Source organism: Pseudoalteromonas luteoviolacea DSM 6061, from assembly GCF_001625655.1.
Lineage (GTDB): Bacteria > Pseudomonadota > Gammaproteobacteria > Enterobacterales > Alteromonadaceae > Pseudoalteromonas > Pseudoalteromonas luteoviolacea.
In genome coordinates, this window is the sequence record NZ_AUYB01000092.1 from 42,133 (window position 1) to 59,734 (window position 17,602).

9 protein-coding genes are annotated in these 17,602 nt (G+C 42.3%); 2 read left to right on the forward strand and 7 right to left on the reverse strand.

Annotated features, from left to right (window positions below; genetic code table 11):
• Position 1: 1 nt before the first annotated feature.
• Positions 2-5,428, reverse strand: a complete 5,427-nt coding sequence (locus N475_RS06205; protein WP_063364873.1) for a glutamate synthase-related protein — start codon at positions 5,426-5,428, stop codon at positions 2-4.
• A 557-nt stretch (positions 5,429-5,985) separates the two neighbouring features.
• Here N475_RS06205 and trpS point away from each other — a divergent pair.
• Positions 5,986-6,984 carry a tryptophan--tRNA ligase gene (gene trpS, locus N475_RS06215; RefSeq protein WP_063356553.1) on the forward strand — a complete coding sequence of 333 codons (999 nt, stop codon included), beginning with the start codon at positions 5,986-5,988 and terminating at the stop codon, positions 6,982-6,984.
• Positions 6,985-7,071: 87 nt separating this feature from the next.
• On the opposite strand, the gene vioE is transcribed toward trpS, so the two are convergent.
• The 6 genes from vioE to N475_RS06245 form a co-directional block, all read right to left on the reverse strand.
• Complete coding sequence (gene vioE / locus N475_RS06220) at positions 7,072-7,671, reverse strand: violacein biosynthesis enzyme VioE (protein ID WP_063356552.1); 600 nt, start codon at positions 7,669-7,671, stop codon at positions 7,072-7,074.
• 1 nt (position 7,672) lies between these two features.
• Positions 7,673-8,809 (reverse strand): flavin-dependent violacein biosynthesis monooxygenase VioD, encoded by a 1,137-nt coding sequence (gene vioD, locus N475_RS06225; protein WP_063364875.1) that lies wholly within the window; start codon positions 8,807-8,809, stop codon positions 7,673-7,675.
• Positions 8,809-10,098, reverse strand: coding sequence for an NADP-dependent violacein biosynthesis oxygenase VioC (vioC, locus tag N475_RS06230; RefSeq protein ID WP_063356550.1), 1,290 nt, complete (start codon positions 10,096-10,098; stop codon positions 8,809-8,811). Before vioC ends, vioD begins: the two co-directional genes overlap by 1 nt.
• A gap of 2 nt (positions 10,099-10,100) precedes the next feature.
• Positions 10,101-13,136, reverse strand: coding sequence for an iminophenyl-pyruvate dimer synthase VioB (gene vioB, locus N475_RS06235; protein WP_063356549.1), 3,036 nt, complete (start codon positions 13,134-13,136; stop codon positions 10,101-10,103).
• A gap of 54 nt (positions 13,137-13,190) precedes the next feature.
• Entirely contained in the window at positions 13,191-14,489 is a 1,299-nt protein-coding gene (gene vioA, locus N475_RS06240) for a flavin-dependent violacein biosynthesis tryptophan-2 monooxygenase VioA (RefSeq protein ID WP_063356548.1), read from the reverse strand.
• A gap of 736 nt (positions 14,490-15,225) precedes the next feature.
• Positions 15,226-16,611 carry an MATE family efflux transporter gene (locus N475_RS06245; protein ID WP_063356547.1) on the reverse strand — a complete coding sequence of 462 codons (1,386 nt, stop codon included), beginning with the start codon at positions 16,609-16,611 and terminating at the stop codon, positions 15,226-15,228.
• 417 nt (positions 16,612-17,028) lie between these two features.
• Here N475_RS06245 and N475_RS26265 point away from each other — a divergent pair, with 417 nt between their 5' ends.
• On the forward strand, positions 17,029-17,379 hold the full coding sequence (locus N475_RS26265; RefSeq protein WP_063364921.1) for a MerC domain-containing protein: 351 nt from the start codon (positions 17,029-17,031) through the stop codon (positions 17,377-17,379).
• The last annotated feature ends 223 nt before the right edge of the window (positions 17,380-17,602 follow it).

Sequence of the window (17,602 nt, forward strand, 5' to 3'; positions counted from 1 at the left end):
CTTACACTGCTGTTTTAACGGCTTCTGACAGCACGTGACAATAATGAGTTGCAAGCAACTCTTCGAGATCGCGATATTGCTCAAGAGCACGCTTAACTTGTTGGTCTCTATGAATTATCCAAACACTGGTACCAAGTGCATAGGTATCCCAAACCTCACGAAGTGACAGTGCATCTTTGTAGTCTTGGACTCTTTTTTGAGCGACCAAACAGCTCAGTGCGTCGTCATCAAAGCTTGCAAGTGCTTCCTTGGCATCTTTTGCCAAAGTCTCACTGAGCTTGTGATCTAGGGTGTCAAACAAGTATTGAGCAGTGACTTCGCTAAAGCCTTGGTTATGTTGCTTTTTGGTAAGTTGCTCAGCTCGATGAAGTATTCCCGCATGGGTAATGTATTGATAGATGAGAGTTGAGTCTCTATCTCCATAATCTGGAAGCTGACCCTTAAACAAGCAAACACTGTCGTTTTGATAGTCTGAGTAAGCTTTTTGAATACACTTGATTGCCTTCTCACCCCAAGCAAGAGACAGTTCTTCAAGCATCGTGCGCCTATCAAGCTGCTTTATAATATTTTTGGCACAGTGATACTGATAAAGCGCGTTAGGGATTAGAACATAAAAATGCTGCCTGACTTCTGGCCATGAATCTAACAATTGTTGGGCAAAAGCTGATTGTGTGGCTTCAACATGGTCTTTCAAATGTTGTATCAGCGCTACTTCTTGGCCAAGGCTTAGGTTACCATCGTCAAATGGGATTGCAGTGACTGAGTCCTTTGAACACAGCTCTACAATCTGACCGCTTGGGTCATACTGGTAAGCCGTTCCGCCACTCATACCATTACCAAATCCTTTGCCATAATTGCCTAAGTTGATAATTGCGCCATTGGTCATGTATTCACAACAGAAATCACCAACGCCTTCAATTACGGCGATTGCACCTGAGTTTCTGACTCCAAACCTATCTCCCGCTTGGCCATGTACATAGAGCTGCCCACCGGTGGCGCCAAATAGTGCAAAGTTACCAATCAAAGCATCTTGAGTAAGAGGTTGCCCCTCGCTGGTAATAACAATTGCGCCGCCACTCGCGCCTTTTCCTACACCGTCGTTACAGGTTCCCTGATGGCGCAGAACCATACCCGTATTGTTAAATGCGCCGTAACTTTGGCCGGCTGAACCTCGAGTATTAATATGAATACTGGATGGTTTGAGCACGACTCGACCATTACTCAGTTTCACAACTGCCGGGTGAGATTCGATTTGGCTTAAACTCATCTGGTAATTGAGTTTGCGCTCAATATCGATAGCCAGTTGTCCTGCCACGGTTTTATTACAGTTGTTGAGCGTACGTGTGGCGGTCTCGAAATAATCGTTGTTCGCTTCAAAGAATTGGACTTCGAGCTCTTTGAGCCACTCATCATCAGGGTCAAAATTAGCTTCAAGATAGACAGGGTTTTTAATGGTGACGTGATTTGCTGGTTTGAGCATAGCGGTCATGTCTAGCTTTCCAACCATAGCTGGGTGGGAAACTAGGTGCAGTAGATCTGAGCGACCTCTAATGTCTGACAATGATGCAAAGCCAATACTTGCAAGGATTTCCCGTACTTCATGAGCAACGTTCATAAAATATTGGGCTAGGGCTCTTGGATCACCTCTGTATACCTCCGGGTTGGTGGTCAGGCCAGCAGGGCACTTGAGATTACAATTTTTAGCCATCACGCATTTGAGCATCATTAATGCAGTGGTACCGAACTCAAATGAATCTCCCCCGAGCATCGCCGATTTGACAACATCGCTCCCCGTTTGATGAGCATTTGAACAACGCAGCGTGATCTTATCCCTTAATCCATTCTCGCTTAAAGCTTGATGGACCTCTGCGATACCAATATCAGCGGCTCGACCAGTATGTTTGAGACTAGTAACCTGAGCTGCACCAGTACCACCTGTATTACCCGCAACATTAATCACATCTGCGCCTGCTTTCGCCACACCAATTGCGATAGTGCCAATCCCTTCAGAAGAGACGAGTTTAACGATTACTCGAACGCGAGCAGCTTTGGCATCGTGAATAAGTTGGCCTAAATCCTCGATTGAATAGGTATCATGGTGAGGAGGGGGTGAAACCAATTCAACGCCAGGAGTACCCCCTCGAGCTGCGGCTATAACCACATTAACTTTAGGTGCAGGAAGTTGACCACCTTCTCCCGGCTTTGCACCTTGGCCGATTTTAATTTCGATTTCTTCTAGTGCAGGATCAGCTAGGTATCCGGTCCAGACACCAAATCTGCCCGAAGCAAATTGTTTAATTTTGCTTGCTTTAATCGTGTTGTATCTCCGTGAATTTTCACCCCCTTCACCTGAATTACTCATTGCCCCAGCAATATTGGTCCCTTGTGCAACAGCTTCATGTGCCTTTTCGACAAGGGCACCATGACTCATTGCGCCAGAAGCGAAAGTGGCGGTTATTTCATGAGCGGTTTGTACTTTTTCCAGCTCAATTGGGTCGCAAGCAGTTACGAGTCGAGAGCACAGTGTATCGAGCGTTGAGTTAGTACGTGTTTCGATGAGTATTTTGTCTAGCGCAGGCACTATTTCATACACTTCAGATTGAAACAGTTTGACGAGTGCTGCAGCAAGTTGTTGATGAACGAAGTCGGACTTTGCTTGATGGTAAAGCAACCATTTTTGCTGTGAGATTGATTCAACCACTAACCCTCTTACATGCACACTCGCCGAACCGGAGGCATTAATATAAGAGAGCGCTTGTACAAATTCGTCGGCATTGCTTAATTGAGTGAAATCTAGGGGGAGTGCGAGTACATCCCTGAGCGCCGCAGGTCTATGATAACGTTCATGCATCAAATTTTCACTGAAAGCTCTGTAAGCTGAGGTGATTTTGAACTGTGCTATTTGCTCCGGTGTTCTCGCTTCAAAACCCAGATCTTTGTATCCGTCATCTTGGGGTAAAATTACTCCCGTATCTCGAGATTCAAGCTGTGATTCATCAACGTACTGAATCCGCTCTTCCGTCATATTGATATACTCACGCACTGCGGTGGTGCCAAAACTGTGCCCAGCGCCCTGAGCTCGCTCTTTGAATAGACCAAGCACTGGGATTTGATCTTCTGCTTGAATTTCAAAGACCTTTTTGTGCCAGTTGACGGCACTTTGAGCAATATCCTTAAATCTTGCACCGCCTACCGGGGAGTGGATGTTCGGGAAAATTGTTTTAAGAAGGGGGTCGTGTGTATCGATAAAATTAGCTTCAAAAAACTCACCCCCAATATAACTCTCAACCGTACACAAACCGAATTTACCCATCGTTTTCATCAGGGCTTTTTCTGCCGCTTTTTGATACTTGTCCAATGCTTGCATAATGTCCGCTTCTAAATGAAACAACTCTACTGCGCGGTTATAAACCGTGATTGGGCAAACGGCTGAGGCGCCAAAGCCAAGTAAGCAGGCGATATCATGGGTGCTCGCAGCTTGTCCGGTGTGGCAAATGATACTGGTATTAAATCTGAGCCCCTCAGAAATCAACTTTTGGTTAATGCTGGCCACAGCAAGTAAAGCAGGAATTGCGGCTTGCTGATGACTGATTTGTTGATCACTAAGTATGATGATGTCACAGCCTGATTTAGCGAGCACTTCAGCTTGGCTAGCAAGTGTTTTAAGTGAATCTAACAGCTGAGGCTGATGATCTGTTTGAGAGACATCCACGCTGAACAACATAGATAGGGTTTCGACTCTAAGTGCCGTTTGCGAGGTCACTTTTGCCAATTCATGAGGCTTTAAAATTGGTGAGTCGAGCACTATTTGACGATGGCTAGTGGGGCTAATATTAGGCTTTGGCCCAAGTGCAACTCTGAGTGTCATACCATCAGCTTCGCGTATACTGTCTAGGGGTGGATTGGTAACTTGCGCAAACCGCTGGCTAAAATAGCGTGAGACACCACCTTCTTCACGTGTCAGGACATTGGGCGCTAAACCATAACCCATAGCGGAGATTTTTTCAGATCCGTCTTGTAGCATGGGATCCAACATAAACTTAAAGCTCTCCTGATTCATGCTGTAAGCAACATGCTGAGCTGTAATGTTAAGGTGCGGGTTTTTGCCAATACTGTCTAGCGAGATTTCAGGCAATTCTGCCAGTGTGAGTCGTGCTTGTTTAAGTAAGCTCGGATAGTCTTGCTGTGTGGCCAACTCTTCTAGAATTTGGCGAGTGTATTTAATTTGTTTTGTACAGTGATCAAAGACGACCATGCCACCAGCTTCGATACGACCACGGCTGATTATCTCTGATGGTGCGAAGTCAATTTGACCAGCCTCGCTCATTACGGCAAGATAATCATTTGTTTCAACGCTCCTAAGTGGTCTTAACCCTAATCGATCTAACCTAGCACCTACTTTTACACCATCACCAAAAATAAAAGCGGCGGGGCCATCGTTTTTTTCTTCATAAAGCGAAAAATACTCAAGCATCGCTTTCACTGAGGTGGGCAGGCTTTCATCGTTTTCCCAGGCGGGCGGCATCATTGCTAATGCGGCAACGTCTATAGGCATTTTATCTTCGATCACTCGGCGCGCTAAGGTCTGGTCTAGCCTCGCGGAATCGGATTGCCCTGTGGGGAATATCAAACGTTTGTTTTTGTATTTGGCAATGGCATTTTCACTTAACCTATTTTTACGATCTGTATTGAGCTCTCCATTGTGCGCCATGCGTCTAAATGGTTGTGCATAAATGGGGTTTGGTGCTGTATTTGTTGAAAACCGAGTATGAAAGAAAAGAGTATGGATTTGTTGTTCGGGATCGCTGAGATCATTAAAATAAGGGATGATCTCCCAACTATTTAATCGTCCTTTTAATACTTGCGTTCTTGAGCTCATCGACAGCGGGTACAACCCTGAAAATTGAGATTGAGTGAATGCATGCATCTCAATTTCTTCTAAAGCTTCATGGATGAGTGCCTCGAATAGCGCTTGTTCTGTTATGTGGTTTGGACGTAAAAATATGACTTGTTTGATAGCCAATTGAGCGTGTTGGCTTGCTGCATTAATCGCTTGAGGCGACGTTTCTACGGTGCGAACCTTGATAACAGAAAGTTCATATTTCGCCAGTTGTTCAAGCACTAGTGACATCGCTAGTTCACTGTTGGTAGGGTCATTTGGCAGAAAAAAATTGGCAACCCCAAACTCGCCCAGCTTTAGGTTAGGCAGCTCGGTGACTTTTCTAAAAAATGTGAGAGATAAATCAATATTTACACCAGCACCATCGCCAATTCCTTCAGCATTCATTCCGCCTCTATGCGGTATTCTACACAGCGCCTGATGTGCGTGTTTAATCAGTTGATGAGTTGGTAAGCTTTGCTTGTGAGTGATGAAACCAACACCACAGCTAGACTTATCTAGGTCTCTATCGAATAAATATCGTTTCATAGTGTACCCAATTCAGTAAAACGGGTGTGCTTACTGTGATATTTGTTTACACAGTGAGCTACACATTTTTTAAGCAGGCCTTTCAACTTATCTTTTTGTGAATTTATATGCAAATGATAAATATTTGTATTCAGCTTGGTTTGTTGGATTTGACTGAATAGTAAGTTTGAAATGAGCTTATATGTTTTTAAGTTGCTGTTTTTATTTGTAAATATGGTTTTGTGTTGGGCCTTTCTACATGATTGAATAATTTTCATGCAGTTGAATTAGTATTTTTTTGATGTGCGGCGGTGAGACCATCTCTCGTATTTTTCAATTTATCTAAATGGCACCTTATACGATGGTCTAAGATTGAAAATTAGTCTTGAAGGGAGTCAAATGCTGTGTTAACTTTTTTGGCGTTATGAATATTTTATCAAACCTAGTACACATCACATTGCCTTGGTGGCGCTCTAATTAGAGCGGCGCTTGAACGCATGTGTTCAACTGCTGCCGAAAGGTAATAGTTGACACAGTATTTGTCTCTTTCGGTAGCAAACTTTAACAAGGAGACAGCAATGAAACACACTATTCTAACAGGTGACAGACCAACAGGACCTTTACATTTAGGGCACTATGTTGGCTCTTTAAAGCATCGAATTTCACTGCAATCGCAGCACAACCAAACTATTTTAATTGCTGATATGCAAGGGCTGACCGACAATGGCCACAACCCGCAAAAGATAGCAGACAACATTTTTAATGTGATGGCCGATTACTTAGCCGTAGGTATCAACCCCGAAGAAACAACAATTTGTTTGCAGTCAGCCTTACCAGCATTGGCTGAATTGAGTATGTATTATGCCAACCTAGTTAGCGTTTCTAGATTAGAGCGTAATCCAACTGTAAAAGCAGAAATTGCCAGTAAAGGTTTTGGGGCGTCCATTCCAGCGGGGTTTTTAAACTACCCAATTAGTCAAGCTGCGGATATTACGGCATTTGACGCGACGCTGGTGCCTGTAGGTGAAGATCAACTACCAATGCTGGAACTAACAAATGAAATTGTACGTAAGCTAAATGCCGTTGCACAGCAGCAAGTACTTGTGGAGTCTAAGCCTTTGCTTAGCGATGTATCCAGGTTGCCCGGTGTGGACGGTAAGGCCAAGATGTCTAAGTCACTTGGTAATGTGATCACTTTTGGAAGTAGTGATGACGAAATAGTGAAAGCGGTTCGCGCGATGTATACCGATCCGAACCATATTCGAGTTAGCGACCCCGGACAGGTGGAAGGCAACGTTGTATTCACTTATCTAGATGCGTTTCATGAAGATAAGGATTATGTGTCAGCGCTCAAGGAGCACTATCGCAGAGGAGGCTTAGGCGATAGCAAATTAAAGGGTATCTTGGCTGATTGTTTAATTAACCTCATAATGCCTATTCGCGTAAAGCGTGAAATGTATCTTTCGGATCCTGCCCAGTTAAAACAGATTTTAAAAGCGGGGACGGATAGGGCAAACCAAAAGTCACAGCAAGTGCTGTCTCGTGTAAAAACGGCGCTTGGATTAAATGTGTTTTGAAAGGAAGTACATCACTGTATGTGACCAGTCACAACACAAAGGTATGTTGTGACTGGCACGCCTCATTCCCAATGCTACTTGGTATTTTTACTCTTGCTTCAAGGGGTTATGCTTGAAGATGTCTGGGTCAATTTCTCTGGTATTGAAATTAGGGAAATCTCTCACAGACGCCAAGACGTTAGGATCACCAGTTACCATTCTAAGCAGTTCATTGGTACCTGCTTTTAAATAGTAAGTTGCTGGGCCCTTACTGTTTGGTCGTTGGAAATGCCAGATGTCAGCAGTAAAGCCTAATACCTCGCAAGTGCCTTGGTATTGTGCATCGCATTTTTGTAATACGTCTTGCATTAAAATCAGTTCATGACATGGGTCAATCTCATCATTTAACACTTCTTCTGAAAACTCACTTTGCTTATCCATATGCTCGCGAGAATACGCTACTTTGGACTTAAATGATTCGTTGGTGCCAGGGTACATGATTTCTGACATCCACAATCTGTGTCCTGTTTTCTCTTCACTCCACGGATTGAACAACCCGTCAATACGACACACATTTTTACCGTAGTCGAACCAACAATAACCAGAAGTAATATGCTCTTCAGGCTGCATAGGTGACCAGTAAGAAATGTAGCTGCTATTCCATTGCAAAGGCAAAATGGGTGGCGTCATTTCTTTATTTAGATCCATATTACTTTTCTCCGCGATCTAACGCTCTTTCCAATGCCTGACCAAGGGCAGCCGGTAGCGGTGGTAATTGACCACGACGCTCGGCAAAGCCTTGCGCTACTTCACCTGTTGATTGGTGCATGCGGTCTTCAACTGACTCAAACCACAAACGACTTACGGTCGCGTGTTGATCAAATAATTGCATGATTGGCATAACATGCTGGTTAAAGTCTTCAAGCGCCGCTGACACGTTCTCAGGGTTGTCATAAACCGCTTTTACCAAAATTTGCGCCCCAACAACTGCCATTGTCGTACCGTGACCAATAGAGAAGTGCCCTGATTGCAACGCATCTCCTAGTAGAGCAACATTTCCATCGTAGGCTTTTTCATGGCTTAAGGTCATAAAGTTACGCCATTTTAATCCTTCTTGCGCAATGACGGCTTTACCATCTAGTTCATCTTCGAAAACAGAGGCAATGAAGCGCTCTGCATCTTCTGTGGTCATTTCATCCAAGCCTGACTTTCTGTATGTCTCTTCGCTACATTCAACAACAAAAGTGCTCATTTTGCTTGAATACTTGTATGAGTGAGCAACAAAAACGCCTTTTGAATGTGCTTTGAAAATCAGGTTCATTGCATCAAAAGTTTTTGTTGTGCCATACCACATGTAACGGTTTTTACCGAACTCAACTTTTGGTTTCAAGGCGTCGCGATAGTATGTCGTTGTGTGATTTAAGCCGTTTGATACAACAACTAGGTCATACTCATTGCAGGCAAGCTCGGCGTCACTAAGCACTGGCTGCTCATAATCAATTTGAATACCTAAACCAATACACATTTGGCGTAGCTCTCTAACCATTGATTTTCGCTCTGCACCACACAGCGTAACTCCAGTACTTTTTAGCGCACTTTGGTTATGATGAGTAAGTTTAAAGTCTTCTAGATACTGCGCATCTAATATTTCATGATTCTCTAGATAAGAAAGCGGGTTAGCAGGGTGGTGTGGTGCGCGCCCCGGTAGTACTACACCCCAGCCCACAACGTTGTCATCTGGATGGTTTTTCTCAATGATTCTTATATCCCATTCAGGTTTAAGTCTCTTTGTTTCGCTCGCAAACATAAGGCCTGAAGGGCCTGCACCAATCACTAAAATCTTCATTAATTCATTCTCCCTATTTTGTACCAAACATTTTGCTTTTCTTGCTTGTCTCGTAACTCACTGTAACGCATTGAAGTAAAGTATAATTTCTCTGCCATATCAGGTGGGTAATGGTCAGGGAATTTCTGGTTCATATAGCGTGCAAAACGCGCGCGCATGAAAAAGACAGGATCTGAGCAGCTAAGTACTTCATAGTTTGCACGAGCCATGTCTTGCATTGCATCAGCTTCTTTTTTACGTTGCTCCGTAAATTCGCTGAGAATTTTCTCAAAGTCGTCGCCATATTGATCAAATAATTGGTCTAAAACAAAGGCATCTTCAAGCGCCATATTCATACCCTGACCAAGGAAAGGTGCTGTTGCGTGCGCAGAATCACCAATAAGTAGTGCAGTATTTTTATAATGGAAAGTGGAAGAGCGCACATTGATTAAATCATTGCTCGGTTTGATCATAAACTGCTCAAACATATCTTGGCGAATATCTTCTGGCACCATAGGGTAATACTGGTCGAAAAATGCTTTCATCGCCGTTCTATCATCGCTATGTAAGCTAACTTGCCCGGTGTAAGGTAAACATACTGCAAAGCTGATACTGCCATCTGGAATAGTAGCTGCACGGCCAGCAAATTGGCCTTCAGAATCCATACCGAAGAAGTAAAGTAAATCTTTACGCAATCCTACCTTTGACGCATCAGGCACGACCAAGGTTTTGTAACCGTGTTTGAAAAACGACTGGTGAAATTCAAAGCGTCGGCAGTGCGATTGCATCGCTTCGCGCAAACAAGAGCGGGCGCCATCAGCACCGACTAACAAGTCGCCTTTGTGCGTCATAAAGTTACCTTCGCTATCTTTGGTCATCAAACTACAACCATCAAGGTCAACTTCTATACAACGTTGATCATAGTGATAATGAACACCAGCCAACTCCGCATATTTATTAAGCAGCACTTGAAACGCGCTACGGCTTAGCGAAAGTGGTTTTAGTTTATCAAGTGGTGGAAGCTCGCGCGTCTTAGGCTCTCCTTTAATGAAAAATGACATGCCTGACACTTCAACACCGCATTCTTGCAATTCAGCCAATGGAACACCTGCAGCAACGACCGCTTCTATCCCTCTCACTGTCATACTTACGCCAATTGCACGTGAGCTGACTTGGTCAATATAATCTGCTTGGCTTAGCAAAGGGTTGCCACGCTTTTCTATTATGTGAACTTCATATCCGCGTTTTGCTAAGTAAATGGCTGTTAAGCCACCGGCTAAACCGCCGCCAATGACAATTATCTTCTTCATATTTACGCTTCCCTTGAAAGTTTGCCAGTTGCGATTTCTTGCATCTGATTTTGAAAAAACTCTAATAACTCAATTTGTGTTTGTGGTGGTTTGGCTGAAACCATACTTTTGGCCATACTCACCAGCTCTTCGCATCGCCTTGATATGGCCATGCATCCTTGTTCTAAATCGTTGAAGACTTCAGCTGCGATAGCTTCAGGTACTGGGGGGCCTGCATTGCGTCCAGGCACACCAGAAGGTAGGGTCATTAATTGCACTGACAGGGGTCTTAAGATACCTGTCATAAGATCAATTGCTCCGTTCATCAGTCGCGAGCGACGCATGCTGCCCAGTGGTTTAATGGCGAAGTGTTGCATCATCAATTGAAACATCAATTCATGGCAACCTTTGTAAAATTTCATTAGTTCACAGGCTTCAGGGTCTGTGACGAGACTACACCCACTACGCGTCTCAAAAACCGGGTTTTTCAACACTGGATATGCAGGCTCAAATGGAATTTCGCTATTTGTAAGTGTCTTTGATATCGCGCGAAGACGGTTAAAGTGGCTTACCTCAAACTGTGGTGAGTCGGCAGACACGCCTTCACCTTGCTCTGTTACAAAGTTGATAGCAAAAATTGCCGTTTCTCTGTCATAGACTTCAAATTGATAACCTGGATATTCTCTATTAATAATTTCGTTCAAGAATAAATGATGTTCGCCACCTAAATTGACTTTTTCTGTTGAGAATAAATCTGGTAACTCGCCAATCGCTATAGTGATATCGTTATAAAAATCCGCAATGGATTTGCCAACTGTTGGGAAAAAAGCAGGCCATTCAAAGCGCACAAATTTAGCGATTACGTGCTCCGAAAATGGTTCAAAGGAAAACTCAGTGTCGAGGCCAAATTTGGCTTTAGCTTCCTCACCGAGTACCGGTTTTCCTGGGTAGAATGGTTCGCCCAAGGCCATCAAAAGGTTGTTAACAACCAAATAGTGAATCATTTCTTCGTGGGCTATTTCTAATAGGGCGCCACGCCAGCCACCATTGCGACGACGGTCTTCTGTGCCATTGACAAGCTCCAACTGAACTTGGTTCCATCTACCTGCGCTGACGAAATGTTCGCCAACGCCATAGTTTGGCAACGAGTATGCACTGTATAAATACTGCAGCATGATAGAGAGTTCTAGATCGACAGCATCGCGCAGTGCCTTGATGAGCTGCTCTTTACTTTTGATGTTTCCCTTTGCTTTAAACTGCGGCTCTTGCATCGGCATGATTTTGGGCAAAGCGGATTGTTCAACATTACATAGATACTTTAGAAATAACTGTGCATGGGCTTGTGGCATTTCACGGGTGCTTGGCATGTAATAACTTTTTTCTTTATTACGTGGGTCGCACATTTGCCACATTAATCGAGCATAAGTTTCGCATTTGCATTTGTCAGCCATACTAAAGACAGCTTCAGTCATGAATGGGTAAAAAAGTTCGTAATAGGCCATGACATGTTTGTAGAGGAAGTCGTAGTCAACTTGCTCTGTGGGCGTATCCATAAGTTCCCAGTCACTAGGTAGCACACGAACCAGAATAGGGTTGTGATACTCACCTAAAAATAATTCTGTACTGCCAGGTTTGAGGCTTTCTATCGTGATTGAACCTTTGCCATCCAAATCTGTGGCAATAAATTGGTCGCAGCTAAGTGTTTTTGCATCTCGGATGTGGGATGCAAGTTTGGTAATTGGCATCGGCTTACCTTGATAGTAACTGCGAATGGCAACCGACGCTGAACTACTCTTGTCGCTAATATGGTTGGGACTTTCCATAGACAAAATGTGCTGTTCAGCTTGAATGTGCCAGTCGCTCTCGTACCAAGTATGTGTCTCTGAGCATAACCTGAGAGACTGTTGATGAAATTGTTCATCAAATTGCTGCAGAGGAATATCAATAACACCTGAGTTTATCGCACCGTCTCTATAATCTTCCTCAGAAATAGTCGCGATGATTTGTCCGCAGCTGGACTTGAGGTACAAATTACCCAAATTTACTTTTGCGCTGAGCTTAGGTGGCATTCCATTTTGAACTGGGATGTCATCTTTATAACTATCGTGAGGAATGCCTATTGCCGCGTTTAAGCTTAACCAATCTTCGCCTATGGAAACGGCGATGGGGGCGTATTGCTCGCTGTTGTCCGGCCTCAAAATTCTGCCAGTAGGGGAAGTCATCATATCTTCTTCTCGCCACAGACCAATCGTGCCATGTAAATCGCAAAATACAGGCATATTGGGTGCTACGGGAGGAGACAAGTTGCTCACGCAATACTGCACAGTTAACCCGAGTACTTTTGGATCATCTAATGCAATTCGTAAAGTATCTAAAAACTCTGATTCAAGGCCTAGTTGATTAAACAAAAACTCGTCACTGTCTTTTCTAATCGAAAACTGAAACAGTCTCGCTTCGCTCATCTCTTCATACATGAAGTGAGAGATAGGCTGCGCAATATAGCTTTTATTCATCCATCGCACGCCATGAGTGCAATCTATATCTGCGGACAATATATGCGTTGTATTTGCAGAGGCTTTAGGATCTGTGATTGTAAGTTGCCCAGCATAAATAAGCGCAGAGTCCCGCCTTGTAGGATCACAATCTACCCATCGAGCGCGATTAAAAGAGGTTCTTAAGTATTCGTTATAGTGTCCCCATAGGGAGAGTTTATTACCAACCAATTGATCATCGGTTATGTATTCACCTGGCTTAAGCTGAACACTGGTAATAAGTGTGTTTTCCCAACTAAAGTGGTTGTTGCCTCGCATATTATATCCAGCTGCGAGGTTAAATAGCCCTGACTCATCCGCTTTTCCTTGTGCGTTAAATTTAGGCCCCATCTCTTTAATATAGTCATGGAAGTGCGCTGGTGGCTGTGCCACATCATAGGGTGTTCCATCCATGATTGCCGTGTTAGTCGCAATATCTAACGTGTTGTTGATATTGCGATTTGCCGTTGGGACGTTGACACGTGCAACCCCTTTAAAATGAACTCGGGGAAAATCGAGAATACTCATTTATTTCAAACTTCCTAGTTACTTTTTCTTTAGTCTGTACTTTGTTGATGACAATTAAACGTGTGCTAATTCTTCATTTCGTTGGCGTTGAAATTGCTCTGATTCAAGCCTTTTCAATAGGGTATTGGCCGCACTTCTACCCGCCATAATGCCACCTTCCATCCAGCCACAATGTGGTGTGTACGCATCACTCGCGGAAATAATATGCGACTTTTTATGCGTTAATGTCATCGGATGATTGGGACAGCACTCTTGAGAGAATTCAACCCCATGAGTCCAATGCTTATAGGTGTGTGTAAGTGGATCTGGGAGTTGACTTTCATGGCAACGTAGCGCCTCTGCCATTAGTGTTTTAACTGTGCTGAGGTAGTGAGCCTCACCGCGTAAAGTTGTATCTCGCCAAAAGTCTGCGTAGTCGCTGTCGGTATAAAAAAATACATACCGGTTATCCTTAAAATACAATTTACGAATTGGATTATTGGTAATGACAACATGATCTGCTAGATCTAACTCTTGCCACCACGGCGTGTCATAGAATAAAAAGCCTTTAAAAAGTGGAATAGAGCCATAGGTATAATCACTCCAATCCTCTGGGAAACCACAATCTAGCTTTTTCATGGCTGTTGGTGGAAAAGTCAAAATCATTTCGCCTTCTGAGATGGTAAGCTCAGAGTCGTCTTCTTTGACAAGTTTAAGAGATGGGTTGCTGCCTTTTGCGTCTATGCTCGCCAACTCGTATCCAAAGTGAAATTCGACGCCATGAGATAGCGCCTCTTCGTATAGTCTTTGCGTAAGTGCTGAAAAGCCTTCTTTTAAATTGAACCATTCATATCCAGCATTTTCTGAAAAGCCTTGGATCTCAGGGTGCTTCTCAATGATGTCAAAGGCAATATGCGGCGAGATGTTTGGTAATGACAATGAATCATAACCGAGCGCATTGATCATTTCTTTTGCTTGGTGCCTACCTACGTAGATTGTTAAAAACTCTTCAAAAGAGTCATTTGGGTGCTCATCACAAAGAGGTTTCAGATTTTTTAAAATACTCTTTAAACTTTTATGCAATGCTTGTGGGCGCTTTAGTTGTGTAAAAGGGAATGCTTCATAAGGCAAGTTTAAAGACGTAACTTGCTCTTTTACATTGTGATGAAGTTGAGAAGAGAAGCGGCCTGCGCCAAGGTCTACAAAGTGATCATTGACTTTAACTGCATGTGCGCGACCACCGACTCGTTTTTTATGTTCATAAACCTTAATTGAACTATTTTTGCATGCTTTTGATTTTGCTAAAGTAAGCGCGCAAATAATGCCTGATATTCCTGCACCTATGATTGAGATTGTGTTTTCTCTAATCGCCATGTTCCATATTTCCTTGAGTTTTCCTAAAAACTTATAGCTTTAAATGAAACTTCATTAATAATTAACATTAATTAAATATCAAATGTCACTTTTAAGCCGGTTTATTCACTGGTTCACGATGAAATTAAATTCGTATTCCCTAAAATCAATCGATTACGATAATTCAAACCCGCGGTATGCGTTTTATTAAATGATACCACTGTTGTTCCTCATAATTAACATAGATCAGTAAAATGTTATTAAAATAATGATATTTTCGGTCTGAAATAAATCTTTCATTGTTCTTATTATTGCAATTTGTGCATTCACTCTATTGCAAAGTTAGCGTTAGTTTAATTTTTGCGAATAAATTAATGTGCATGGAAGGTGATGGAATGATGAATTTTTGTTTTCAATTTGGGGATAAATATGTAGGAAATGTGGAGCGCTAATTTCATCCCATTACAAGTCCGCTCATAAAGTGTACGTGATTGACGAAGTAGTTCTTAGGGACTATTGACTAAAGTCATGATATGGCGGGAATAATGGCAAAAAATACGGTATTTATAGAGGTGTATGAGTTTTTTAGCAGGTGGGTACGAAAATGAGAAAAATTCTTCCTGAAAGATTGCACTTTTAACGAGAATTTGATTCGGGTTTGTACCGGTTACCTAGAGTAGAAAAACAATAAGTAACCCGGTATTGGTTTATTTGCAACGGAAAAATTAAGATGAATTTTTTATAACTTCATCATTTTTTAGTTCTTTTTTATTAGCTTTTCTAGAGTGAAAATTGAAAAGCTTAGCGCGAAAAGGCCGCCAACCACGTCTGCAATGGGAAATGACCACCACAATGCGTCAGAACCGTAGAGTTTTGGAAGAGTTGCCATAAGCGGTAAAAGTAATACATAAGTGCGGGCAGCATCTAACATAGTTGCAGGGATGGCTCTACCCATTCCTTGAAACAATCCACTCGACATCATGCAGAATCCTGCAGTGGTAAAGCCTGCAAATGCAACCAAAGCAATGTCTTTCCCTAAGTTTGTCACCTGCATATCGTTGGTAAAAAGAGCGATCAGCCAATGCGCATTGAAAGAAAGTATAAATGTAACGATGAGACCCCACACAGTACTTACTAGGCAGGCTACTAAGTAGGCTTTTTTAACGCGTTTAAACTCACCTGCGCCATAGTTAAATCCAGCCAAGGTTTGAAGCGCAACCATCATGCCGATTATGGGTAAGAATAAAAACATATAGCAACGAACTAAAATACCGTGTGCTGTAATTAGAGGTTCAGAGTTTTGTGCAAATACTGTCGAAATTGAATAAACAGTAGCGGCTAAGATCACCGAAAAACCACCATGAGAAAGCAGCACTGGTAATCCTAGGCTCAGCATTTTTAAATGAACATGGAGGGGGCTCAAGAGTTTACTACGCTTAAATTGCACCGCGCTTTCGCCTTTCATTTGTAGCTGTATGGCAATGACTAACGCAATGCTCAAGGCACAAATTGTTGCCCATGCGGCACCGGCGACACCCCATTCAAATACAAAAATAAATAGTGCGTCTAGGAGTATATTTAGAATCGAAGCTGTCGAAAGTACTTGCATCATAGCTTTTGGATTACCGGATGCACGAAACCCTTCAGTAATTTGGTTACAAATAAACCCGATAACCCAAAACATAACAATGGGAGTTATATAACTCATGGCTTGTTCTCTTAGCGTGTCAGGCACTGCAAGCAGAGTAAATATAGTATCCAGATTTAAATAGGTAATCGTACAGAGTACCAAGGCACTGGCTATGGCTAACATAAATGAAGCGGAAAATACTTCATCGGCATCACTTTGCCGTTTTGCACCCAAGTATCTTGAGACCAAAGATGCCATGCCACTACCTAGCATGGTACTAATTGCAATTAGTATCATTTGTATAGGAAAAACCGCTGACACAGCTCCCATTGCTTGTGCGCCAATACCCTGAGAAATAAATAGGGCATCGACAAAGGTATAAAGTCCATTTATGACCATACCTAAAATAGTCGGGATTGCTAAAAAGCAAAATTGCTTAAAGATAGGCCCGGTGAGCAAAGGAGACTGCGATTGTTCCTCTATTGCGCTCAATTCTGCTGTGGTCGTACTCATGCTTTTTCCTTGTATTCTGATATTTAAGCTGTGGATAGTTTACTGAAAAATTGTTTCTCGAGGTTAAATTTGTGTTTTAAATTTTTAATTTTATGTTTTTTGTGGCTGGATCTTTACTGTGTGTTTGCTGAAGAAAATTTCAAAACTTTCTGCTAACTACATAATTTATTTCATAAAAAAATGAGTGAAAGATGTATTTTTTATTAATTTTTATTGATAAGTATGTATTTCGCCATTTCTTAACCTTGTCTTATGTGGCTCTTTAGAAAGACACTTTGTAGTGAATATAAGGGATAAATTTTTAAGTAATAACCTTTGTTTGGTATGTTATATTATATCTTTTGGTGTTTGGAGAGATGAAAATTGCGTAACCAAATTCAGTTTGTAGGAGACAATGTTTCTATTGGGCTCGCCGTGATGTGTTTAATTCATTGTATTGCTTTACCATTGTTAATTGTGTTTTTGCCATTTGTGTCAAAAAGCTTTGTACAAGGTGAGGTATTCCATCAGCTGTTACTTGGCGGTGTGCTGCTAACGAGTATTTTAGCTCTAGTTTCGGGTTGTAAGACACATAGTAAATGGCATATTTTTTCATTCGGAATCTCAGGGTTAGTAATACTTTCAATAGCTGCCTTTTTTGGATATGACCTACTAGGCGAATCCGGCGAAACAATATTAACCATCATTGGCAGTTTAATAGTTGCCTTTTCTCACTTGAAAAACATAAAAGCATGCAAACAAGCGAAATGTTGTTCTTCGACGGCATAACACAATAAAAATTGAAGGCGCTTCAATGTCAATATCAATAGTGCTAGAACAAAGGAAATGTCAGCACCAAAATAGAAGGAAAAAATAAGCCTACGAATTGATAAATAGGGTGATTTCTTTTCTTTGTACTATGCTCAGAGCATTGACTTTATGCTTCAGGGGGCAAAGTGTACCTTTCATCCTATTCTATTCTTTCCTTGAACCCCCATATAAGTTGTGCAAT